The sequence below is a fragment of the Cyclobacterium qasimii M12-11B genome (assembly GCF_000427295.1).
GTDB lineage: Bacteria > Bacteroidota > Bacteroidia > Cytophagales > Cyclobacteriaceae > Cyclobacterium > Cyclobacterium qasimii.
This window is the reverse complement of sequence record NZ_ATNM01000029.1, coordinates 83,649-107,289: the sequence shown is the minus strand read 5'-3', so window position 1 is coordinate 107,289 and position 23,641 is coordinate 83,649. Positions and strand designations below refer to the sequence as shown.

Here is a 23,641-nt window from a genome sequence, read left to right as displayed (position 1 = left end):
ACGTCAAGCTTAACACTGAATGGTCATGAATTGCCATCAATATTAAAAAACATTTAACATGAAAAACACACCTTACAAAAGACTGATTTATACTACTTTATTATTTTTTCTCTGCTCTTCCTTCTTCGCAACAGCTACTGTAAAACCGAGAGTGTTTGTATTGACAGACATAGAGAATGAGCCCGATGATGCCCAATCGCTTGTCCGCTTTCTCTTGTACAGCAATCAATTTGATGTTGAGGGATTGGTAGCCACAACGTCAACACATCAGCGTGATAAAACAGCGGCATGGAGATTAAAAGAGATTGTAGAAGCTTATGGAAAAGTACAGGCTAATTTAATGAAACATGAAGATGGATTCCCAACAGCTGAATATCTTTTGTCTCGTATTAAAACTGGATTGCCTAAGTATGGAATGACCGCTGTAGGAAAAGGAAATGATTCTGAAGGAAGTGAATGGTTGATCAAAGTGGTGGACAAGGAAGATGAAAGGCCAGTTTGGGTTCCTGTATGGGGTGGTGCCAACGTTTTGGGCCAAGCCCTTTGGAAAGTTAGGCAAACGAGAACAAAAGAAGAACTAGATAGATTTGTTTCCAAACTTCGGATCTATGCCATTTCTGATCAGGATGATTCTGGCGTATGGATCAGGAATGAATTCCCTGGACTTTTTTATATTGTTAGTCCGGGTGAGGATTATATTCATTCTACCTGGAATGGTATAGGAGGAGAATCCTATAGGAAATATGCTTCTGGAGCAGATGCCTCCCTGGCAGAAAACCCTTGGCTGCGAAAAAACATCATGCAAGATCACGGTCCTTTAGGGGCTCAATATCCAGAAGTAGAATACATTATGGAAGGAGACACTCCTAGTTTTCTAGGCTTGATAAACAATGGCTTGAATGTTTCAGAGCGTCCAGATTATGGAGGATGGGGTGGTCGGTACGAATTGTACAAGCCCGACTTCAAACCCTATCGAAATTTTGACCACCAAGAACCAGAGCAAAGAGCCATTTGGACCAATGCTATAGATGAAGTAATAGGGAATGATGATCGAATATACATTAACAATCAAGCAACCATTTGGAGGTGGCGGGAAGCTTTCCAAAATGACTTTGCTGCCAGAATGGACTGGTGTGTTAAATCCTATAATGAGGCAAATCACCCTCCCTTGGTCAAGGTGGATAAAACAACAAACATTACCATTCACCCTGGAGAAGAAATTCAGTTTGATGCCAGTGGGAGTACAGACCCAGATGGTGACTCATTGTCTTATCACTGGTTTAACTACAAAGAAGCGGGGACCTTTTGGGCCTTTAATTGGTACAAACCACTCACTATTACTAACCCAAATAGTGCTAAAGTCACATTAGGAATAGGTGAACGTATTGAACTGACAAAAGCGCAAACTACTCATTTGATATTGGCCGTGACAGACAATGGAACTCCTGCCATAACAAGGTACGAGCGGATCGTCATTAACATTCTCCCAAAAATTGAATAATCCCATCCAGAATGGTTTCGCCTCATACTATTGATGGAATTGCTTTTGAAAAATCAGCTTCTGCCAGATTAACCCAGAACATTAAAAAAGTAACAAACCATATGTAATACGCATTTTTCTTAAAAATATCTTTCGCAAAACATTTATGCAATGAAAAACAACCGAAGAAATTTTATCAAATGGTCTGGATTATCTGGATTTGGAATAGGCTTAGCGCCTTCACTGGTTTTAAAAGCGAAGGCTGAAAAGCAATCTTCTCACCTGATGGTAGAAGGAGAGGCCAATAAGCCGCCCCATCGTCTCCCTTCCATGATTCAAAATTACTATATCGATAAAGTGCGGGAGATATCGAAAAAACATAGTGACAGAATCTATGGGCTTAAAACAAAAAAAGATGCGCTGGAATACCAGGCTGAGATCAAAAATAAAATCAAGGATTGCCTCGGTCCTTTTCCGGAAAAAATCCCATTGAACCCTGTCATTACCGGGAAGCTGGAGCGAGAAGGTTTCACAGTGGAGAAGGTAATTTATGAAAGTCGGCCTGGCTTCAAAGTGACCGCCAATCTGTACATCCCAAAAAATAACGGCCAGCCTATGCCAGCTGTGCTTGGAACTTGTGGCCATACCAGAGAAGCCAAATCAAGTGCATACCAGTATTTTGCCCAAAGCCTGGCAAGAAAGGGATATGTTGTTTTGATTATTGATTGTATTGGCCAAGGTGAGCGCTTGCAATACCCTACACCAGGTCGGGAAAGTGCTACTAAATGGGGAGTAACAGAACACATTTATGCAGGAAACCCATTAACCTTAGTTGGGGATTCAATGGCTGGATGGTTTGTATGGGATGCCATCCGTGGGATTGATTACTTGTGTTCGCGTCCGGAAGTCGATCACAAATATATTGGGGTTACAGGGAATTCAGGAGGTGGTACCCAAACCACCTGGCTATGTGGCGTTGAACCACGATTGACGATGGCTGCTCCAAGTTGTTTTGTCACCACCATCCGCAGAAACCTGGAGAATCAGGAAGTCCAGGATGCAGAACAGTACGCACCAAAAGGCCTAGCTAAGGGGTTGGATCATTTTGATTTCATCGCAGCCATGGCACCAAAACCTGTAATTCTAATTACCCAGGAAAAAGACTTTTTTGACACTCGCGGCACGCAAGAGACTTTTGAAATGCTACAACATTATTACAAGTTATTGGGTGCGGAAGAGAATATCCAGTTGTTTAGAGGTGACGACTATCATGGTTATCACCAACCCGCAAGAGAGGCCATGTATGGATTCTTTAATCAGGTGACTAAGATTAGTAATGACGGCAAAGAACCTGAATTTGAATTGGAAAAAGACGAAGACCTGTGGTGTACTCCGGCAGGACAGTTGTCCAAGGATGAGTCCAAAACAATACCTGAAATCCTCAAGAAGCAATCCATAGAGATTGGAAAGAAAAGGGGTACAGTTTCCTCATCCAACTTAAAAAAGCCTTGGTTGAAGCTTTACGCTTGCCAGAAAAGTTTGAAGTATCGGATTACCGAATATACAGAGCAAGAAAGGAACCATTGTTTCCTCGACCTTTTGTAACGGATATGTTTGTGGAAACGGAGCGGGGCATTCACAATGCGGTTTATAAGCTTACAGAAGAAAACATATACTCCAGACCACATGGTAGTCCTCAAAAAGTCATACTTTATGTATCTCATTTGGAAATGGATGATGAGTTAATCAATGATGAAAAGATAAGAGAAATCCTTTCTGATCATTCTGATCATGCGATTTACACCTGTGACTTGAGGGGTATTGGGCAGACTGAGTCTAATACACATGTCAGCTACTCTATTCCTTACAACAAGGAGTATTTTTATGGCATGCTTTCAAATATGATGGGGGAACCACTTATTGGAAAACGAACATATGATTTACTATGCATTTTAAATTGGTTGGAATCCTTAGGCCATACGGAAATCACCATTCTGGGCAATGGCTGGGGGTGCCAGCCCGCTACTTTTGCTTCTGTATTGAATGAGAATGTCAAAAAAGTTATCCTGAAAAATGCTTTAAGCAGTTACAGTGATATAGCAGAATCCACTTTCTACAATTGGCCCGTTTCAGCCTTTCCTATGAATGTGTTGAATCATTTTGACCTGCCGGATTGTTACCTTGACCTCAAACGAAAAAACCTTGAAATACTTGGTATGTGGGATGCTCAGGCCGGTGAAGAAAAATAGAAAAATACGTTGAATTCTATTGTGAATTTAAAAATGCCTGCCACTCCTTTGGGACTGGCGGGCATTTTTTTTGACAAACAATCCTATAGATTCAGTATGAATAACTGATCCCTTTATATGCATAATTTTTGAAGAAAGTCTAACTATGTAGATTAAACAACCCTACCTAATTTCTTCGCTTCAGCATCCTTTCTTGCGCCATAAAGCATCCCGAAGAGCATTCCCAAACTTGTTCCCATAGACAAGCCCATACTTGACCCTAAAATGGAATCAATAAAAGTTCCATACAACATGCCTATGCCCGTACCGATAATCAGACCGTAAACCATTCCTATTTCAGTATAATGCTTTTCCGTAGTGAAATAAAACTCCTCTTTTAAAAAGGCTTTAAATTCAGACAGTTTTTGTTTATAGTATTTTTTCGAGTTTTCCGTTGATGCCTCTAACAGCAAGGAGCCAAGTGCTTCTTGTATCATTGGCGACTGCCTTTCAGACAAATCTTTGTTTCTCAAATTCTCCAGAATTTTAAGAAATGATTTATAAATCTTAGTTTCTCGTTTACTGTTCGTTGTTTTCAATAATTCATTAAAAACTTCAATTGCTTCTGAAATGCTCATGCTTTTGTTGTTTTTGGTTTGTCTTTAAAATGCTCGTTTGCAATACTTTAATTTATTCAGCTCTTAAGTCTTCCATGTCTGAAATCAACTCATCAAGTTTTCTAATTACCCTTCCATAAACGATATTTAAATCCCAATTGTAAATTTTCCCTCCGAAGAATGCCAATACAGTAAGCATTAATACCACAGCCAATATTCCTATTAATGGCATTCCAAAAACCACATAAAGATCAGGGTATTTGACAGTAAGCTCATTCATTATCGTCTTGCTTAATTGCTGCCCATTCCTGCTTGAATACCAAAACCCCATTATGGTAGATAGAAAAATTAGAGGATAATAAATCCTCGCCATTTTTTTGTTGACTGATATTTGATCATCCAGCCAGCTTCTGAAAGACTTGAGATATTGATAGCTGTTAACATTTTCATCAATGCGATCCAATCCCTTTGAAAGCTTTTTATTCACTAGAAATACCCCCGTCGAAACCAGAAATAACCCTATTCCCATAATGGGAATTCCTATAAAAAAGGAAAATCCTAAAACCGCTATTGAACCAATTGCAATGGCATTCAAATTAATTTTAAACATCCTTTTATATTTATCGATGAAATGAATCGATTTTTGATTGTATAGGTTGGTAATCTTTGGGCCTACCAATGCCTCATTTCTCAAAAACCCTTCTTTCCAGATTGCTTCAATTGACTTTTCCATCTAATCGTTTTTTTAACCGTTCTTTGATTCGTTTAATGCGTACCCCAATATTGTTCGGGTTGGTACCAATAATGTCTGCTATTTCCTGGTAAGATTTTTCTTCCAGGTAAAGTAAAATCACTCCCCTGTCAATCTCCGACAGTTGCCTTATGGCATCATACAAATGATTTAGCGCTTCATCCGAAAATGCATGGCTATCTTCAATGACTTCTTCAGGCAAGGCATCGGAGGCAAAATGCTGGTAATTGTTTTTCTTCTTTTTCAACAAAGTCAGACATACATTCAAAGACAATCTGTAAACCCAGGTAGACCACTCAGACTGTTGGCGGAAATTCTCTCTGCTTTTCCAAATTTGTAAACATACTTCCTGATAGTAATCTTCAAAATCTTCTTGCGTATTGGTATATGCCCGGCATATCTTTATGACAATTGCTGCATAAGGTAAAATTGAAGATCTGTAGAAGTCGCTGCTCACTGTTTTTTATTGGTTAGTGGCGTAAATCAAATTTTATTACACCTAATTGAAAATATTTGTGAAAAAAAAATTGGGTGCAGGTAAATTGGCCCCATCAAATGAAGAGAAATATCCTTGCCCTTGAATAAAACCAAATCATTCAAAAGTCTTTGAATTCGGTGATGAAATCACTTTTCGAAAAAAGATCGGAACAGGCCCTTAATAGGATGGGCATGCATTATGAATCTGAGATAAACTTAGTTCAGGACCTTCGGCATTTCTCCAATATTATACCTAATGTCTGTAATTTTAAGTTTTAACCAAGTCCAATTTCCCTTCGCTAATTTCCATTCTGCCTTCGATTCAACAGGGATTTTTATACCATTTCGTTCTTCGGTTTTTGTAGCGGTAACAGTCCATTCAGTAGGCAAGACATCAACTGCATCCTTATAACGCATGGCTACAAATTTTTTAAAATCACCATTTTCTTCAAAGTGAAATTCGCCTGAACCTACTGTCCCATTATATTCCATTGTGGCTTTCGCAGAATAGTCATCAATGGCTTCCCAACTTATATAAGGGCTCAAGGCAAAAGATGGAAACCAAACTATTTCTGCCAAATACCGCTGTAAGGTTGCTTGATTTACCTTTTCATTACTTTTTGCATCTACAATAGAAAAGAAGGAAAGCAACTTAATCATCATTTCACCATGACCATTTTCAAATTTATCCCTCCCAACCACAGCTAAAAATGGATTCATTTTAAGATTGACTGACCAATTAAAAGCTGGAGGTTCAATGGTGAAATATTGCCGGGCTTTTGCTTTGTTCCATTCTTTTTGCTCAGGTTTCATCAACATTTGTAAGTCTTGCTCCAAATAAACATTGTAAACCAATGCTTTCCCGATTGCCCCATTATTCAGTAACCATTTTTGAATTATTGCAGGCAAGTCTGAAATCATGTGCTCTGATAAAATGGTGTTTTCTAAAGTATTTGAATTCTCAAACATTTTCACTGTTTCATCCGTCACCATTTTCTTAAAGCTGCCCGTTGAATAAAGGAGAAAAATTAAAACTAGAACGATCAAATTTATAATTGTCCCGAACTTGGCATCACTCCAATAGTTTAGAATTAATAACTGTGAAAGGATAACACCCACAATTCCAATTACCCACCAATAACTGGACTGAATGGACAATAGGAATACAGTTACAGCAAATAAAACAAAGGTCAACAACCATAATAATCCATACACTTTGGAAATGGGTTGGGTAATGGCATTAAATTCAGAAAGGCCAAAGGCCTTTAAAAATCCAAACAGATGGATAACTCCATGTATTACAAAGACTATTATTAAAGCTACTCGCATGATTTTTCTATTTTTAATGTAGAATAATGCTTGACAACTTAGTTCCCTTTTACTACTCTAAAATAGTAAAAAATAAACGCCTAGCACTTCAGGCACTTCAAATCTCCCTTCAGGCTACTTAAGAGAAGCAAGTATCTTCTATTGGTTCACGAGTTCATTGCGAAGTTTGTCGATACAAGAGAAAATTTCAATGTTTTCATAGTTCATTAATATCATGCTATGTACCTTAGTTATTCTCTGTTAATGGTTTTATTATAGCAAAAAACCATCCTTCAATTTCAAAAACAAATACCAACAATGATGGCACACTATACATGCAATGGTTACTCTAAAATCTTTGGATTTAATTGGGGTAAAAATGCAGGATTATCCCTCTTCCTTACACTTTTCACCTTTTTCCCCCTTCTCATTCAGGCGCAAGACCAAAAAGGACTAAATGTCTTGTTTATGATCTCTGACGATCTTACGACCACAGCAATATCCAGTTATGAGAATAGGGCCAGTCATACCCCAAATATTGACCTTTTGGCTTCGGAAGGGACACGCTTCACAAAAGCATACTGCCAATATCCAGTCTGTGGCCCATCCAGGGCGTCCATGATGTTTGGTTACTATCCCAATGCGACAACGACTTATGGATATGTAAGTGGACGAGAGAATGTGGGGCCAGACCGGCAGTCATGGGCTCAGTTATTCAAAGACAATGGCTATTATACAGCCAGGGTTGGAAAGATATTCCATATGGGCTCTGTAGATATTATGGAAGGAAGAAATGGACAGGATGACCCAGCCTCATGGACAGAGAGATTTAACAGTCCAGCCCCTGAGGTTCATGCTAAAGGTGAACATGAGTTGGTTCAAAACAACCCTTTTGGTTTGCTTACCTTACCTAAGGATAGCCTTTGGAATGGAGGCAATCAAATTCATATTGTCAAGACAGAGGAAAACCAAATACAAACAGATGCCGTAACAGCCAATAAAGTATCGGAACTTCTGAGAGAGCATAAAAACGAGCCATTTTTTATCGCCGCAGGCTTTTTTCGCCCACATGTACCATTTGTAGCTCCTAAATCTTCATTTGAGAACTATCCCCACGAGCAAGTTGTAATGCCTCCCAAGGTTGATAATGACTGGGATGACATTCCTGAGCAAGGGATAAATTATGTAAACAGTTTAAATGGAGAGATGACAGTCGAACAAGAAAAAAAGGCTGTCGCTGCTTACTATGCCTCCACCTCCTTTTTAGATGATCAGGTCGGCAAGGTATTGCAAACATTAAAAGAAGAAGGGCTGGAAGAAAACACAATTGTCATTTTCACATCTGACCATGGATTTTTTTTAGGGGAACATCGGTTTTGGATGAAAGTCGGACTGATGGAAGAGTCTGCCAGGGTTCCTTTGATCATCAAAGTCCCCGGACAAGCTCCTGCAGTCTGCCATTCGTTTGCAGAATTAATTGACCTCTACCCAACCATTTCAGAATTAGCAGGCTTACAAGCTCCGATTGCTTTACAGGGGAAAAGTTTGGCCCCGCTGATTGATAATCCCAAGTTAGAAGTTAGAGACTTTGCTTTTTCCGTTTCTCAGCGAAATGGTAGAATGGGATACCTCATTCGCTCATCTGACTGGGCCTACATTCAATATGGGGAGCAGGCTGAAGGCGGCATGGAATTGTACGACATGAATTATGATAAGGGACAATACAATAACCTGGCTTTGTATCCAAAATACGAAGAGGTGGTCTCAGAAATGCAGGGCCTCCTACAGGGTAAATTAGCTGAAGTACGGACCAATGATTTGGGTATTGTTTATTAATCCCATTTAATCCAAAACAGGCAATAGAACTATTTTAAAATGAGTGAATCCCTTTCCATTCAGGAAGCCCAAAAACTGGTTTTGCTGTCACACAATCTACCGCCTTCCCATCAGAAAGGAAAAGCGATAGACTACACCCTGTCCAGCATAGAGAATCTTGGCTATATCCAAATCGACACCATCTCTACCGTTCAACGTGCACACCATCATACTTTGTGGAGCAGAAACCCACAGTATCAAAATTCGCACCTTGAGGAATTGGTAGCAAAGAAAAAAGTATTTGAGTATTGGTCGCATGCAGCAGCTTACCTGCCAATGAGAGACTATAAATATAGCTTACCCCGAAAAAATGCCCTTTTAACTGGAGAGCAAAAGCATTGGTTTAAGAAAGATTTTGGGCTAATGAATACGGTATTGAATCGTATAGAGAAAGAGGGGCCTTTAATGGCTAAAGACTTTGTGCATGACGAAAAAATAAAAGAATGGGGAAGTAAACCTTCCAAACAAGCATTGGAGAATTTGTACATGCAGGGTGAATTGATGATTTCTTCGCGAAAAAACTTTCACAAGGTATATGACCTCACCGAACGGGTGTTACCAAAAGATATTGATCTTAGTGTTCCCACTAGAAAGGAATACCTGCGTTTTTTGATAAAAAGTTACCTTAGAGCAAATGGTATAGGACAGGCAGCTGAGATATCCTATTTGCTTAAAAACACAAAAGCACATGTCACCGCAGCATTGAACGAGATGCATTCAAGTGGTGAATTGGTATTGGTAACCGTAAATGGCAATGGTTACTATACTTTCCCTGAATCCTTAGCATTATTAAACAAGCCCCTGAATAAAGCGAAATTGAAAATACTTTCGCCTTTTGATAATTTACTTATTCAACGCAAGCGCATGCAAAGCTTGTTTGATTTTGACTATCAAATTGAATGCTATATCCCTGAAAAGAAACGCAAATATGGTTACTTCTCCTTGCCTATATTGTGGAACGCCAGGTTAGTGGCCCGAATGGATTGTAAAGCCGATAGAAAAACTTCGATTTTGCACATCAATCATTTGGCATTGGAGGAAGGGATAAAGGATAGGAATGCCTTTTCCATTGCTTTTTGTAAAGAACTAGAAGCCTTTAAGCAATTTAACAACTGCACGGAAATTCAAGTACACAAAACAAGCCCCTCCGATTTTAAAGCTGTTCTGCAAGGCCTATTGTAGATATATTTAGTTGCCTCCTAGCCTATCATTAGGTTCCTCAAAAGACTTGGTTAACATCCTTAAAAGAGACTATTTAGAATAACTTGCTCCATTTCACAACACAAAAGTATAAAACAGTGAATTTCTGAAAGGCAAATCAGAGGCTTGCAGAAAAACTTTCCTCGTTTTCAGAAAAAAAACTATAGAGAATAGACCATCGACTGGGTTGGAGGGTAATAATTCAAGGTTTTTCATTGGAAGAGGCAATTGTAATTGTGCCAAACAGTTTTACTGTTTTAAAGCCCAACCTTGATCAGCGCTGGTTTTCTTAATTAAAAAATCATTCCCCTTATTCTATCTTCCTATAATTCTCATTGTTATCACTTATGAAATCGTTTTTAATCTTTTTTTGCACTTCTCCTTTTTTACATGCACAGCTCAGTCCCAACAACTAGCCAACCTAAAATTTAACAAGGACAAGAAATTTAAAGTTGTCCAGTTTACCGACACCCATGTCAACGTAGAGGAAGGTAAGAATATGGAAGTTTTTACCACTATAAAAAAGATCCTTGAGATTGAAAAGCCTGATCTGGTCGTGTTGACAGGGGATATAGCCACAGACGGCAACCCAAAAAAAACCTATCAAGCTTTTGAAAAGGTTTTTAAAGAGGCAAAAATGCCCTGGATAGTAACCCTGGGAAATCATGATTCTCAAGCCGATCTCTCCAGAAAGGAAGTTGCTGACCTACTTCAAGGATTAAGTTATTGCTTGAATAATGACAAGGGAGAAACCTATGGTAATTCCAATTTTATATTTCCCGTCAAAAGTCAAGAAAACAATGCCGAAGCACTTGTTTACATCATGGATTCCAATGCTTATAGCACTTTAAAACCTGAAGTGGACGGTTGGGGCTGGTTTGATCAATCTCAAGTCAATTGGTACAAAGAAAAGAGCCAGGACTACACCAAGGCAAACAATAACGAACCTCTACCTGCTATTGCTTTTTTCCACATTCCTTTGCCGGAATATTACCAGGCCTGGAGTAATAAAGAAGTGAAAGCCATCGGCCAAAGAAAAGAGGACGAATGTGGACCGGAAATCAATACGGGCATGTTTGCTGCCATGTTGGAATCCAAAGACATCATGGGGACTTTTGTTGGTCACGACCACAACAACGATTACATAGGCGTCCATCACAATGTGGCCCTGGCCTATGGAAGGGTTACCAAAACGAAAACTTATAGAAAAGCACCTGTCGAAGGAGCAAGAATCATCGTTTTGATGGAAGGAGAAAGAAAATTCGATTCCTGGATCCGTGAAGTAAACGGGAAAAAAGTTTATCCATGCACCTGGCCAGGTTCTTTTGTTAAATAGGCTTAGTTATAAAAGAAAGGCTACCCTTTAATTGGGTAGCCTTTCTTTTGAAAACAATAGAGGATGTCATAACTCCGCTTTAAAAATTAAATCTTGTCAGCCAAAAATTTAAAACCTCAAAAACTTAAAATGAAACCTGCGGATGAAAAAAATCACCTTTTAAAACCCTAAGCCAATCGACATGGATACCACGTCAAAATTAAAATCAGCAACTTTGGTTATATTACCCGTAAGCAGGTTTACTGTATAAATGCCATTCGCCCCTTCAGCTTTGACAAGTGCATAAGCCATTCCTGAGGCACCACCAATGTCAAAACCATTACCTGATTCGATACTATTTCCCAAATCCCCAATTTCTACCAATACACCATCATTTGGAGGATCTTGCTTGAACAATTTGTTGACTTCACTGTCCAAAACAAATAGTTCAGTAGTGCTTGCGTTTGGAATATTATTGGTATAAGCCGCTCCATTTACACTAGGATCTCCCGGCTTCAGGTCTCCATCAATCGCAACAACGGTTCCTAAATCAGGATGTAATCTGAAATTTTGACCTGAATTGGTAACCAATCTGATTCTATCAACCGTTGGATTAAAATCAAAACCGACACTCTCATGAGATTGGAACATTGGATCTAACTGTGAGCCTACCTGAGACAAAGCACCATTAGAGGTATTGACTGTATACAACTTGCTGTGATTACTAATTGCAAGGAGAGAGCCATTCATTGCACGAAAGTCCAATCCTATAATGTGTTCTCCGTCCATTAATCCAGTGAGGGCTACTTTATCATCCCCAGGATTCATCGGATTAAACCTGTAAAGGTCGTCATCTAAAGACGTTGCATAAGCTACTGGATCCGTCTTAAAAGCGATACCAAAAACGGGAATGGAAAAATCACCTAACCAATCCGCACTCCCTTCATCCAGGTCAATTGTGTATAACTTCGATTCTCCATCGTTCAAAGTAACTGCAAAGGCACTACTGTTATCAGAATTGATATCAAAATCTCCCATACCCATAAAATCTTCTCCGAGATCCCCTACCTCTTCAAGACCGCCATCATTGGGTGGAATCTGTAAAAAAAGTTTATTGGAAGAAAAATCTATGTCATAAAGTTTAGTACTGCTTGCTCCGGCCATAGAGTTGGTATAGGCCACTGCTCCTATTAGAGGCTGGTCACCTCCATTGATGCTGCCGTCTTCGGCCACTACTGTTCCAAGTTCTGGGTGCAGCCTGAGGTTCTGACCACTTTCTGTTACCAACCTAACCCTGTCCACTGTTGGGTTGAAATCGATGGAAGCATTGTCTCCCATTATTCCTGGAGAGAAAGAATCCGTTCCTAATGGAGTGGCTATACCTGATTGCTCGTTGATAATGTAAAGCCTACTGGAAATGCCTAGTCCATAAAGTTGGCCAGTAGCGGGTCGGTAATCAATACTAATCACCTGTTCACCAGAAGGCAAACCAGTAATGGAAAGGGTTTTTTCGGGATTATTCAGGTTTTGAGCATTAAACCAAGCGATTTTATTGTCATCTGTCAAGGCTGTAAATGATACATCTGGAACCATTGCTGAAGGGTTTTTGACTGGATCTTTGTCAAATAGCTCATCACAAGAAATTAAAAATACTGATGTAAAAGCATAGAATAATGCTATGAATAAGGAATTCCGCGTATATTTTTTCATAAAAATATTTGTTTAGGTTATATTTTTATGGAATTACGAAACAAGCAGGATGACTGGATTGAGCAAAATAAAAAAAAAATAATTACCACTGCATTTGTTATTCAAGACCCAATTTAGACATAAGTAATTATGCTAATAATGAACCATTTGAACGATTAAAATTTACCATGAAAAGCATACAAAAAAAATCAGACACATAACAAAATGTAGCTTCAATGTATGTTTTAGATTAGAGATGAATGTGGGTTTAAAAATTAATTTTCAACCTCTTTCAACAACGAAAGTTTTGGTCAACTTATCATATAGGTTTTGGTTATTCTTGTCCCAAAGCAACCATATTATTGGAATTATAAGAAAACTTGAAGCGTATTTTAAAAACTCACGAATGGCCCCTTCAGAAGCTTTCTTATAATCACCTCCAGATTCAGCGCATATGACTTTTAACTTGAAAATCTTGTGACCTAGATTACCTGAGAAAACCGGATACAATACGCCTCCAACCAAAAGAGAAAAAAAGACCAGGTGTTCAATTTTTACAAATGCACCTACATTGGGGTCCATGTCTTTGGTAAGTATTTTATATAGCAAAATAGGCCCTATAAAAATTACAAAAAAGATAAAAAATTCTGTCAAATTAGCTAGAAGTCTGATTCGTTTGGGCGCTAGTTTGTATCCATGTACCAAATCTGATTTTACCCTATTTTTATTGTGCTGTTTCTCACTATTCAGCACCTCTTCTATGTTTAACTCAAGGGCTTCACAAATTAAACTTAAAGTTTTACCACGAGGGTCACTTTCTTTGTTTTCAATCCGCTGAATTGTTCTTAAATTCACTTTAGACATTTCTGCCAATCCCTCTTGAGTTAACCCTTTAGCCTTTCTTGATTCACAAATTATTTCACCAATCACACCCATTTTTTATTATTAATTTCCTTTAAAGTTATTGAAGAAATTATATTTTGATAACGGTTAGCTTACGGCATTCTTACGGCATTTTCAAAAAACCGGTTTAACCATAGCTTTTAAGTGATTAATCAGAGACAATAGACTAATCAGCAGGCATATTATTGCCTGCTGATTTTAAATATTTATCGTCCTATTGGAAATGAGAAAAACAGGTTGGCCAATTGCCTTAAAAACAAAAACACTGCCTTGCACCTTTTAAGTGCATTTTTGATCTTTTTAAAATAGCCTGATCAATTAGGAACACATACTGCCATCGCAGCATCTGATATAGACAAAATTTACGCTTGAGGAATATAAATATCAAACGTAGCCCCTTTATTTAATTCACCGGTTGCCATAATAAAACCTTCATGATTTTCAATTATTCTTTTTACAATAGCCAATCCAATACCTGTTCCTGTATAGACATCTTTACTGTGTAAGCGTTGAAAAACTTCAAATATTTTTTCCGAATACTTCTGATCAAAACCAATCCCATTATCGGCAAACCGTATATGGCAATAGTGTTCGTCATCATTTAATGATTCGATTCCAGTTTTCTTTCCTTCTACTGTTTCACAATTAATCCTTATATGGGAAGCATGGCCCGCTCTGGAAAATTTAATAGCGTTACTTACCAAATTAACTATGACCTGCCTGAATTGGACAAGGACAACTTTGACATTGCATAGGTTTTCGAGCTCAAATGTTACATTGTTTTGTTCCAGTTCTTCACTTAAAACTTCTTTCGTGTCTTCAATAATTTCTAGCAGCTCAACAACTTCATAATTTAATTCTTGGTCATTGGTCCTGGAATAGGCAATGAGATCTCGAATTAAATTTTGCATCCGGAAGGCCGACTTATGCATTTTTGTGAAATATTTCTGCGCATTTTGGGATAAGGCATCATATTCCGTTTCTAAAATTCTAGAAGCAAATATTTGGATTTTTCGCAATGGTTCCTGCAAATCATGGCTGGAGATATACACAAATGATTGCAACTCCTTATTCATTTTCTCAAGTGCCACATTCTTTTGTTGCAATTCATTTGTACGCAGCTGAACCATCTTTTCCAGTTCATTTGTGAACATTTTTTGCTCTTGAATATCTGTACTTGTACCCACCCACATCTTTATGGCTCCATCTGCATCCTTTTGAGGTATTGCCCTGCTCAACTGCCAGCGATATTCACCATCGTACTTGCGAAAACGATGTTCCATCAAAAAGTCTTTTCCTGATCGTACTGCCTGGATCCACTGTTTTATGTTTCTCTCCCTTTCATCGGGATGCACGATCTGTATCCATTGATCGTTATACAATTGTTCCGATGTTAATCCTGAAAAATCAAAAACGGATTGATTGAAATAGTTGATGTTTCCATCGGGATCTGATGTCCATATAAATTGCGGCATAGAATCCGCCAATAAGCGGAATTTTTCCTCTCGCTCTAATAGTTGTTGATGAAAAGTCCTTTCTTCCGTAATGTCCCGCACGGTTCCAAGCATTCGTTCAGGCTTATTGTGTTCATCATAATAAACCTTGCCTTTTACATCTTTCCAATGCAAAGATTGGTCTTCCCAAACAATTCTAATCTGATAATGTAGTAAACCAACTTCATATGCTTTTTCAAATGCTTCCGCCCTAAGTTTAACATCATCGGGATGCACATGTGCGATAACTTCTTGCTGGGTTAAATTCTTCGTGTTCGGAAAGCCTAAAATATTATAGCATCGTTCAGAGCCAACCATAACCTGTGTCTTAAGATTTAAATCCCAAATACCGAGCTCACTGGCCTCAATGATAAGTTTGAGTTTGTCCTCATTCTCCTCTATAATATGTTTTGCTGTTACAGTAGCCGTTACCTCGGTAACCACTACCATTATACCCGTTATTACATTTTTTTCCTTTAAAGGATGGTAAACAAAATTATAATAACCGGATTCTGTTTTGCCATGACGATTTATAGTCACTGGGAATTCATATCCGTAAAAAGCATTTCCTGTCCTATAGATATCGGCAATTATGGGTGCTATGGTTTTTTTAACTTCTGGCAGTGTTTCAAAAAGCGGTTTACCCACAAATTGATTTTCGGTTTTGTCTATTAACTGTAAATAACTTTCATTTGCTATTTCAATCACATTTTCAGGTCCCCGGAAAATAACAATACCAAGTGGTGCCTGCTTTACTGAATCCCGGAATCTTTTTTCACTTTCCTCTACTTTCTGAAATGCTTCTATGACATCTTGCTCGGCTTTTTTACGTTCCGTAATATCACGTGCTATAGCAAATAACATGGTTTTTTTATCCACCTCAACACCACCCATATTAATCTCTACAGGATATATATGCCCTTGCTTATTTTTATGCATCGTTTCAAAAGGTGGAATTATTTCCCTTTGTGCACGCTTAAATACCTCCTTGAATTTTTTGTCGTGAAAAATGATATCGACATCAGGCACTTTTAGCAAGCTCATTTCCTGTTCCGTATAGCCCCATTTCTCCAATGCCGAATTATTTAGATAAGCAAAACTCCCATCTTCCTCTATAAGGATAAAAGGATCAGCGGCAGTGTCTGCCATAAACTTAAACAGCTTGATTTCTGAAAGCGCTTCTTCTACCTTCTGCTTTGCTTCATGCAGTTCTGTAACTTCAGCTGCAGTATTCATTACAGCGTAGACCTTACCAGAAGCATCCAGCAGCGGAGTGAAACTATAATTATAATAATAAGGTTTTAATTTCCCATCTTTTACGATATCAACCTTTTGATTTCTGGCATGAAAAGGAATGCCCGTTTGTAACACCTTACGTATCTGCCCAAAAATTTGCTGGTTCCCAAATTCTGGAAGGATATCAGAATATAATTTACCTACAACATCATTCCCTTTTCCCCATGCATCCATAATGGATTGGTTGGCAAGAGATATACTCATGTCTTCCCCCACAAAAACACCTATTGGAAAAGGAGCACTTTCTACCAAAGCCCGTATGTTTTGTTCGCTTTCTTTTATTTTGTTGTTAAATATGGCTTGTGAAGTCACCTCTGTAGCAATGATACCAAGACCATCAATGTTTCCGTCCAGATCACGCTGTGGATACACATTGACATTGAAATATTTCAATGTCATTTCCCCATGTTGCATGATGCTAACAGGCGTTTCAATGGACGTAAAAGGAGTACCTGTTTTATATACAGTTTCATAAACTTCAATGTATCCTTGCTCTGCCATTTCTGGTAATACCTCAAAATAGGGTTTCCCAATAACCTCTTTTCCTTTACCCCAATATTCTATAATGATATCATTGGCAATCGTAATCACTAAATCTTTTCCGGATAAAATAGCAATAGAAGATGGAGAAGAATGGATGAGGTTATGGTAACGCTTTTCACTTTCTTCTATCGTTTTTCTTGCTGCTACCTGAGGCGTCACATCATAACCAATGGCCATGATACCGTTGATTTTTCCATCTATATCATACAAAGCTTCGTATGAAAAATGAACATAAACAGTTTCCAAAATACCATTTCTTAAAAGTTGCAATGGCCTTTCGGACGTGGCGAATCGGTTACCAGTGCCGAAGACACCGTCCAGCAATTCTTTTATACCCTGAGAGGAGATTTCGGGCAATGCTTCAAGAAGCGGAATATTAAGCACTTCTTCCTCTTTTCTACCCCAAAGTTCCAAGGCATATTTATTGGCAATCTCTACTGTATAATCGGCACCCCTGAATATTGATATGGCAAAAGGGGCCTGGAGAATCATAAGCCGAAGATTTCTTTCGTTTTCTTCTATCTTTTTACTTGCCAATACCCGATCGGTAACGTCCTCTAAGGTGCCGTTTAAACGATAAGCAATTTTTTCTTCATTGAATCTGGTTTTACCTGTGGCGTGGACGATGATTTCTTTCTGGGTTACCGCATTTACAATGGTATATTCAATGTCAAAATTACCGCCAGAAGAATATTTCAGGACTTCATTTATGGCTTGAGAAACACGATCCCTATCTGTTTCCGAAATAGCAGCAATGGCCTGTTCATATTCGATCTGTTCTTCGAGAGGAAGGCCAAACCATTCCTTTAATCTGGCATTACCGGAAAAAGTGTTGGTCAATGGATTATAGTCATACGTTCCTAACTGAGCTGCCTCAATTACGAATTCTAAATCATTTTTATTTTCTATAAGGTCATTTTCCGCTATTTTTTTTGAGGTGGTTTCTACGACTGTTACCAGAACACCTCCCACTTCACCAGTCGCTAGTCTTATTGGACTATAGGAGAAATCGAAATAACAATTTTCCAGGTATCCACTTCTGTTCAAGGGCAACATCAAATCCTGAAACCTGAAAGCTTCTCCCTCCATTACACTATCCAACATCGGCCCAATGATTGACCAAATTTCGGGAAATGTTTCTCGGGTACTCGATCCTAGTGCCTGGGGGTGCTTGTTAGCGCCTAATATGGGCCTATAACCGTCGTTGTAGATTTGAGTATATTCTTTTCCCCATGCGATGTACATGCCAAAGGGATTCTCAAGCAAAACACCCACCATTGTTTTTAAAGGCTGCGCCCAACTATTTGGTTCCCCTAGTGGTGTATTCTCCCAATCTCTGGCTCTGATGAGCTCCCCCATTTCTCCGCCAGCTCTTAAAAAAACATTGTCTTCCGTTTCAGTACCCATTTAATCCATCATGGTTTAATAATAAAACTTTCTCTTGAACGCTGAAGCGAGGTTTGATAGCTAAGCATGTTATCGCATTTCCTTTGGCATATTAATCCTTGCCAATTGTTCCAGTTCTTGAATGTTAAAATGATTCCAATATTCCCAAGCAAAATCCTAAATCCATTTTAAATCTAAAATAGAAGCCAGCTTGACAAAGGTTGTTCAAATTAACACCATTAAAATTAGCAATAAAAAGTAAACTACAAGCGCACGTCTCATTAAATTGAGACAGAAGTCTTGTCTCCTAAACTTGGTTCTTGGCTTTTCCTTTGATTAAAAATACAGGCATTCGGTAGAAAAAATAATATTCTTTTCTCTAACCTTTGAAATCTGAGCACAACAAAAACTGATAAACACAAAAAGGGGATGATTATCCCCTTTTTGTGTTTATCAAATTACCTAAGTTCATTTCTACTAACAGCCTAGGTAATCCTTCCTAGGTAGTGGAACTCTTGGTCAATACATTATCTCTCTTTTTTAGATTTAAAATATCCTTTTTCAATAGCTCCCTTTTATTAATACGAAAACACCATCATATATTTACCCTGATTTTTTAACTGCCTCTTATAATAAGCTGCATAATGCGCATTCGTCATTAGATTTACTTGATAAAAATGTTTACCATAATTTTTAGCATTCTTTTCAAGTTTACTTATATGTAGATGGGCAAAATCAGTATTGGTGTATTTATCCAATTCGGTATTGCTTATTTGTTTCTCGTCTATCCATACTCCATACATTTTAGCATCCTTCCAGGACTGAATTTGCTGTTCAGTAGGAATAGATTTTTCCATGGGTGCTAAGAAAAGCATAAACATCACCATTTGTTGGGACTGTTGCTCTCTACTCATCAATAAATACAAGTACTGTAATCTTTCCTTATCCTCTTCAGAAATTTTGCTGCGGGTAGGACGTCCTTTGTCATTTTTTGCCTTGTTCACAATCTCACTGTACTCAGCAAGTTGGGCAGGGGTTGCCCCTTCTGTAGTAGATTGAACTGCAATTTGTTTTGGCTGAACATCGTCGGTTTCCTCTTGTGCAATTGTTATTGTGCTGAAAAACAACACGGCCATACCCAAAAGGGGAACAACAGCCATTTGCTTGCACAAACTGTTTCGGAATGATTTGGTTTTGGTCATCATGAGCAATCGTTTTTTGGTTATAGAATGGTTAAATTGACTTGTAATAAATGATCCTGCTTGCGCACTTATTTTTTCTAGCAGCAACACCTGATAGGCTTTTACATCTGTATATTCTTTGATTACTGCCTCATCAGCTAAGAACTCATGGTTTAGCATTATGGCTTTCCGGTAAAGAAAAATAAATGGGTTAAACCAAAATAGGATTTGGACGATTTCTATGAATAAGATATCCCATGAATGTTTTTGTTCAACATGAACCAATTCATGAAATAGGATTTCTTGTTCAATATTCCCTCTCCTGTAATCCTCCGCATTGAGGAATATATAGCCTAAAAAACTATGTGGCCTTATGCTTTGGTCTAAAAGAATGAGCTTCACGTTCTTAAATGGAATTGTAGCATTTGCCCATGCTTTATTTAATATTGTTTTAAGGTTGATTGAAAACCTGAGAAACAATAGCGTTGTAATGGTCACATAGATGGTTAAGAGAATAACTAGTAAATAATTGGTCTCATTAGCTACCACAATTTGATGTGCATTCCCGGCTTCAGAAAAAAACACCGATTCAGTGATTACATTCTCCATTATTGGTAGCGTTTGCAGCTCCTGGGTAAAAGTAAGGGAGGGGACAATGGATGAGAATATCAAACTTCCCAGTAGGTAAAACCTATTGAATCGGTGCATTCTTTCTTTCTCTAAAATCACTTTGTAGAAAGCCGCAAACAATGCAGAACAAACAATTATTTTAATGAGGTAAACTGTCATTTTTCCTTTCTTTTAATTTCTTGATCTACAATTTTTTTAAGGTCTTCCAATTCAGCTGTTGTAAGATTTGTGGCTGTCGTAAAAAACGAAGCAAACTGCAGTGGTGAATTGTCAAAGTAATTTTTTATCATTCCCTTCACATGCTTTGAAAAATAATCCCCCTTCTCCACCAAGGGATAATACTCTCGGGAATTCCCAAACACCTTATAGGCAACAAAATCTTTGTCTTGCAACCTTTTTAACAAAGTAGCAATCGTTGTAGTGGCAGGTTTTGGATCAGGGTAAGATTCAATAAGGTCTTTCATGAAAACTTTTTCCTGCTTCCAAATAAACTCCATCAATTGCTCTTCTTTTTTCGGTAATTGCATTGCTCTATATTTAAATACCTTACTCTACAAATGTAGAGTTAATTTTCATAACTACAAACTTATAACTAAATATTTAAAATAAATTTTCGATTTTATTAAACTGACAGTGATACATCATTCTTGAAAAAAAACAGGCCGGGCAAGGTTATTTGCACACTTGAATTGATTGTTAACGCTCAAAAATATAGCCATTAGGCCTGGGTTAGCATCAGCCCATCAATTGCGTGACGAAATTGTATCATCAAAAAAGTTATAAAATCCTGTTGAATTAATTACGGAATCGGGCTTCTTCCCTCCGCTTTCCTCCGGTAATTCTAGTTTATAGCGTGTAACGGATTGGCCAAAAAATAGGTCGTAGAGCTAAGTCCATTAAGAGGAACCATTTTGCGTGAATGAATAGGCACCAACTATAGTGACAATAGTAAAGGAAAGAATTCTTCTAATCATATTAGAGAATTTAATCACTGAAAAATCAAAATCAGCTATTTTAATACAAAAAGAGGTGCTAAATAATGATCAATTTTTAGTTGTATCTCCTTTTTGCTGGTCATTAAAGCTCATCATCCAGGCAATACCAAATTTGTCTTTCAGCATCCCAAAGTAGTCTCCCCAAAATGAATTATGAAGCGGCGTTGTAATTTGGCCTTCTTCTCCAAGTGCATTAAAAAGCCTGTCTGCTTCTTCCTTACTGTCTGCGTTTATAGATACTAAAAAGTTATTTCCTTGCTTAAATGAGGTTGCCCAATCACCACCTACATCACTGCCCATTAAAATGGAGGTACCGATAGGAAGTGACACATGCATGATCTTATTTTTATCTGCTTCTGGAATGCTATAATCATCACTTTCTGGCATCTCTTCGAAGCGACCTATAAATGTGAATTCTCCTCCAAATACGGTTTTATAGAAATTGAATGCTTCTTCACAATTCCCATTGAAGTTCAGGTAAGTGCTTATTTTAGCCATGGTTATGGTATTTTTGGGTTTAAATCGAAACATGCAACCGATAATTCATTAGTTGATAGAACCTTTTAAAACATGCCAATTGTTGCTGATCTCTATGTCTACACAACTTAATGAAAACCTATGCATTCTACCCCATTGATCTAATTTATTTTCATCAAATACCTGTCCAATTTCAAAGACCTACCTTATTTAAAATTTCATTCGCCCCTCCCATTCACCTAAGCATTCATTATATAAACTACAAAAATCAAGGCTGTAGGGGAGGTTTAGAATTATATAAACCAACTGACTTTTTTGGGTAAAATATCAATAATTAATTATTCCCTCACCTGTAAAAGAGATAAACGCAAAAACCACGGACATAAGCCCGTGGTCTGTGGTAAGATGGATGAATCCGATTAGATTCAATACAACTTGTTGCATTAATCTTCTAAAAGAATACCCGCCAACTGTTTAAGTTTTAGCTCCTCATACTTAGCATTGTATTTGGCAATGCTTTGATTGTTTTGTGCGTTTAGCAAGTTTAACTGTGCTTGTCTAAATTCTATGGAATTGATTTGCCCTTGTTTGTACAAATCATCGCTGCGTTCAAAGTTTTTAGTGGCTGTTTCCAGGTTGGCTTTTTCAGCATAATAAACAAACAACGAATTCTGGTAGGAACCGTAGGCATTGAGCACATCACGCTTCACGGAAAATTCGGTCTCCTCTTTTAATATTTGTTGCCGCTTTATTTCCAAACGTGCATTTTGGCTCTTTATGCGGGTGCTTCCTCCATCGAAAACATTCCAGGCCAAAGAAAGTCCGGCTTGAGGGCCTAAATTGTAACTCCCTGTAACGAAAGCCCCAGCAGGGTTTTGGTTGCCTGAATAATTGTAACCCGCATTTAAAGACAATGCCGGAAACCAGCCTGCTTGACTTGCTTTCAATGCAAACTCGCTGTTACGCAATTGGCTATTGGTTTGCTGGATCAATACATTGCGGTTATAGGCCTGATCAATCAAATCCTCCTTAGTTCCAGGCATAGCAAAATTAATAGTGGTATCTACTGCAAATTCCATTTCAATTTCTCTGCCCATTATAAGGTTTAGATTGCGGCGGGAGTTTTCTAAATCCTGAATAGTATTGAGCAGATTGATACTGTCGTTGTTTACATCCACCTGCGCATTTAGTAAATCTATCTGAGTGGTTTGCCCATACTCAAAACTATATTGGGCACGTAGCATTCTTGTGGTTGAAATACTTAGGGCATTTTTCAAAATGCTAACACTCTCCGTTAATTGTGCGGTTAAGAAATAGGAATTAGACAATTCTAAAAGTGTATTCTCAATAATTTGCCTGGCTTGCAGTTCAGAGATATTGTACAATTCTTTAAGTTGTTTGTAATTGTACATTCTGCCATAGCCATTGAACAATACATAATCTACACCCACTGAAGCACTGTAATTATAGGCATCGGTAGGATCGTAATTTATATCCCCATTGACGGTTTGGTTTTGCCCCTGGTAACCAGAAATGCCAGCATTTCCATTGGCAAATACGGTAGGTAGAAAACCGGTGTTCAAAATACTCTGATTGTTATCCGCTACTTCTAAAGATTTTTCGGCTACTTTAATATCGTAATTGTGATTAAGGGTTAAACCCATGGCCTCTTCTCTAGAAAGCATTTCCTGACCATTCACTACTGTGCTGGAAGCCGTAAATACCAGCATTGCAGTCAGGGCAAACAGTTGCAAGCCATGATGCTTTAATACGCTATTTTTTCTTTGTAAGCTCATT

General features: G+C 38.1%; 17 protein-coding genes. 6 read left to right on the top strand and 11 right to left on the bottom strand.

What is annotated here, in order from left to right; genetic code table 11:
* The first annotated feature begins 58 nt into the window (after positions 1–58).
* From ADICYQ_RS02995 to ADICYQ_RS02985, 3 genes are all read left to right on the top strand, one after another.
* Positions 59–1,501 carry a nucleoside hydrolase-like domain-containing protein gene (locus ADICYQ_RS02995; protein WP_020890854.1) on the top strand — a complete coding sequence of 481 codons (1,443 nt, stop codon included), beginning with the start codon at positions 59–61 and terminating at the stop codon, positions 1,499–1,501.
* Between the two features lie 150 nt (positions 1,502–1,651).
* Complete coding sequence (locus ADICYQ_RS02990; protein WP_020890853.1) at positions 1,652–3,085, top strand: alpha/beta hydrolase family protein; 1,434 nt, start codon at positions 1,652–1,654, stop codon at positions 3,083–3,085.
* The gene (locus ADICYQ_RS02985) at positions 3,007–3,729 is read left to right on the top strand and encodes a hypothetical protein (protein ID WP_152520449.1); all 723 of its coding nucleotides are present in this window, start codon (positions 3,007–3,009) and stop codon (positions 3,727–3,729) included. Before ADICYQ_RS02990 ends, ADICYQ_RS02985 begins: the two co-directional genes overlap by 79 nt.
* A gap of 152 nt (positions 3,730–3,881) precedes the next feature.
* Here the strand turns inward: ADICYQ_RS02985 and ADICYQ_RS02980 are convergent, their stop codons facing one another.
* From ADICYQ_RS02980 to ADICYQ_RS02965, 4 genes are all read right to left on the bottom strand, one after another.
* A complete protein-coding gene (locus ADICYQ_RS02980; RefSeq protein WP_020890851.1) occupies positions 3,882–4,346 on the bottom strand; it encodes a hypothetical protein in 465 nt (154 codons plus the stop codon).
* A gap of 52 nt (positions 4,347–4,398) precedes the next feature.
* Complete coding sequence (locus tag ADICYQ_RS02975; protein ID WP_020890850.1) at positions 4,399–5,058, bottom strand: hypothetical protein; 660 nt, start codon at positions 5,056–5,058, stop codon at positions 4,399–4,401.
* Positions 5,042–5,533 carry an RNA polymerase sigma factor gene (locus ADICYQ_RS02970; RefSeq protein WP_020890849.1) on the bottom strand — a complete coding sequence of 164 codons (492 nt, stop codon included), beginning with the start codon at positions 5,531–5,533 and terminating at the stop codon, positions 5,042–5,044. The genes ADICYQ_RS02975 and ADICYQ_RS02970 overlap by 17 nt, the downstream gene beginning before the upstream one ends.
* A gap of 236 nt (positions 5,534–5,769) precedes the next feature.
* The gene (locus ADICYQ_RS02965) at positions 5,770–6,882 is read right to left on the bottom strand and encodes a DUF6920 family protein (RefSeq protein ID WP_020890848.1); all 1,113 of its coding nucleotides are present in this window, start codon (positions 6,880–6,882) and stop codon (positions 5,770–5,772) included.
* A 297-nt stretch (positions 6,883–7,179) separates the two neighbouring features.
* Here ADICYQ_RS02965 and ADICYQ_RS02960 point away from each other — a divergent pair, with 297 nt between their 5' ends.
* The 3 genes from ADICYQ_RS02960 (at position 7,180) to ADICYQ_RS02950 (ending at position 11,272) form a co-directional block, all read left to right on the top strand.
* Complete coding sequence (locus ADICYQ_RS02960; protein WP_020890847.1) at positions 7,180–8,697, top strand: sulfatase; 1,518 nt, start codon at positions 7,180–7,182, stop codon at positions 8,695–8,697.
* A 39-nt stretch (positions 8,698–8,736) separates the two neighbouring features.
* Complete coding sequence (locus ADICYQ_RS02955) at positions 8,737–9,918, top strand: winged helix-turn-helix domain-containing protein (RefSeq protein WP_020890846.1); 1,182 nt, start codon at positions 8,737–8,739, stop codon at positions 9,916–9,918.
* 388 nt (positions 9,919–10,306) lie between these two features.
* A complete protein-coding gene (locus tag ADICYQ_RS02950; RefSeq protein ID WP_020890844.1) occupies positions 10,307–11,272 on the top strand; it encodes a metallophosphoesterase family protein in 966 nt (321 codons plus the stop codon).
* A gap of 159 nt (positions 11,273–11,431) precedes the next feature.
* On the opposite strand, the gene ADICYQ_RS02945 is transcribed toward ADICYQ_RS02950, so the two are convergent.
* The 7 genes from ADICYQ_RS02945 to ADICYQ_RS02905 form a co-directional block, all read right to left on the bottom strand.
* Entirely contained in the window at positions 11,432–12,961 is a 1,530-nt protein-coding gene (locus tag ADICYQ_RS02945; RefSeq protein WP_020890843.1) for a DUF4394 domain-containing protein, read from the bottom strand.
* Between the two features lie 261 nt (positions 12,962–13,222).
* A complete protein-coding gene (locus ADICYQ_RS27015) occupies positions 13,223–13,876 on the bottom strand; it encodes a helix-turn-helix domain-containing protein (RefSeq protein WP_081652274.1) in 654 nt (217 codons plus the stop codon).
* Positions 13,877–14,205: 329 nt separating this feature from the next.
* Positions 14,206–18,582: a PAS domain S-box protein gene (locus tag ADICYQ_RS02930; RefSeq protein WP_020890841.1), complete on the bottom strand. Its 4,377-nt coding sequence runs from the start codon at positions 18,580–18,582 to the stop codon at positions 14,206–14,208.
* 557 nt (positions 18,583–19,139) lie between these two features.
* Entirely contained in the window at positions 19,140–20,531 is a 1,392-nt protein-coding gene (locus ADICYQ_RS25700) for a M56 family metallopeptidase (protein ID WP_020890840.1), read from the bottom strand.
* Positions 20,528–20,899: a BlaI/MecI/CopY family transcriptional regulator gene (locus ADICYQ_RS02920; protein ID WP_020890839.1), complete on the bottom strand. Its 372-nt coding sequence runs from the start codon at positions 20,897–20,899 to the stop codon at positions 20,528–20,530. The genes ADICYQ_RS25700 and ADICYQ_RS02920 overlap by 4 nt, the downstream gene beginning before the upstream one ends.
* A 516-nt stretch (positions 20,900–21,415) precedes the next feature.
* Positions 21,416–21,865, bottom strand: coding sequence for a VOC family protein (locus ADICYQ_RS02915; RefSeq protein WP_040414258.1), 450 nt, complete (start codon positions 21,863–21,865; stop codon positions 21,416–21,418).
* A 422-nt stretch (positions 21,866–22,287) separates the two neighbouring features.
* On the bottom strand, positions 22,288–23,640 hold the full coding sequence (locus ADICYQ_RS02905) for a TolC family protein (protein ID WP_040414255.1): 1,353 nt from the start codon (positions 23,638–23,640) through the stop codon (positions 22,288–22,290).
* Position 23,641: the final 1 nt, after the last annotated feature.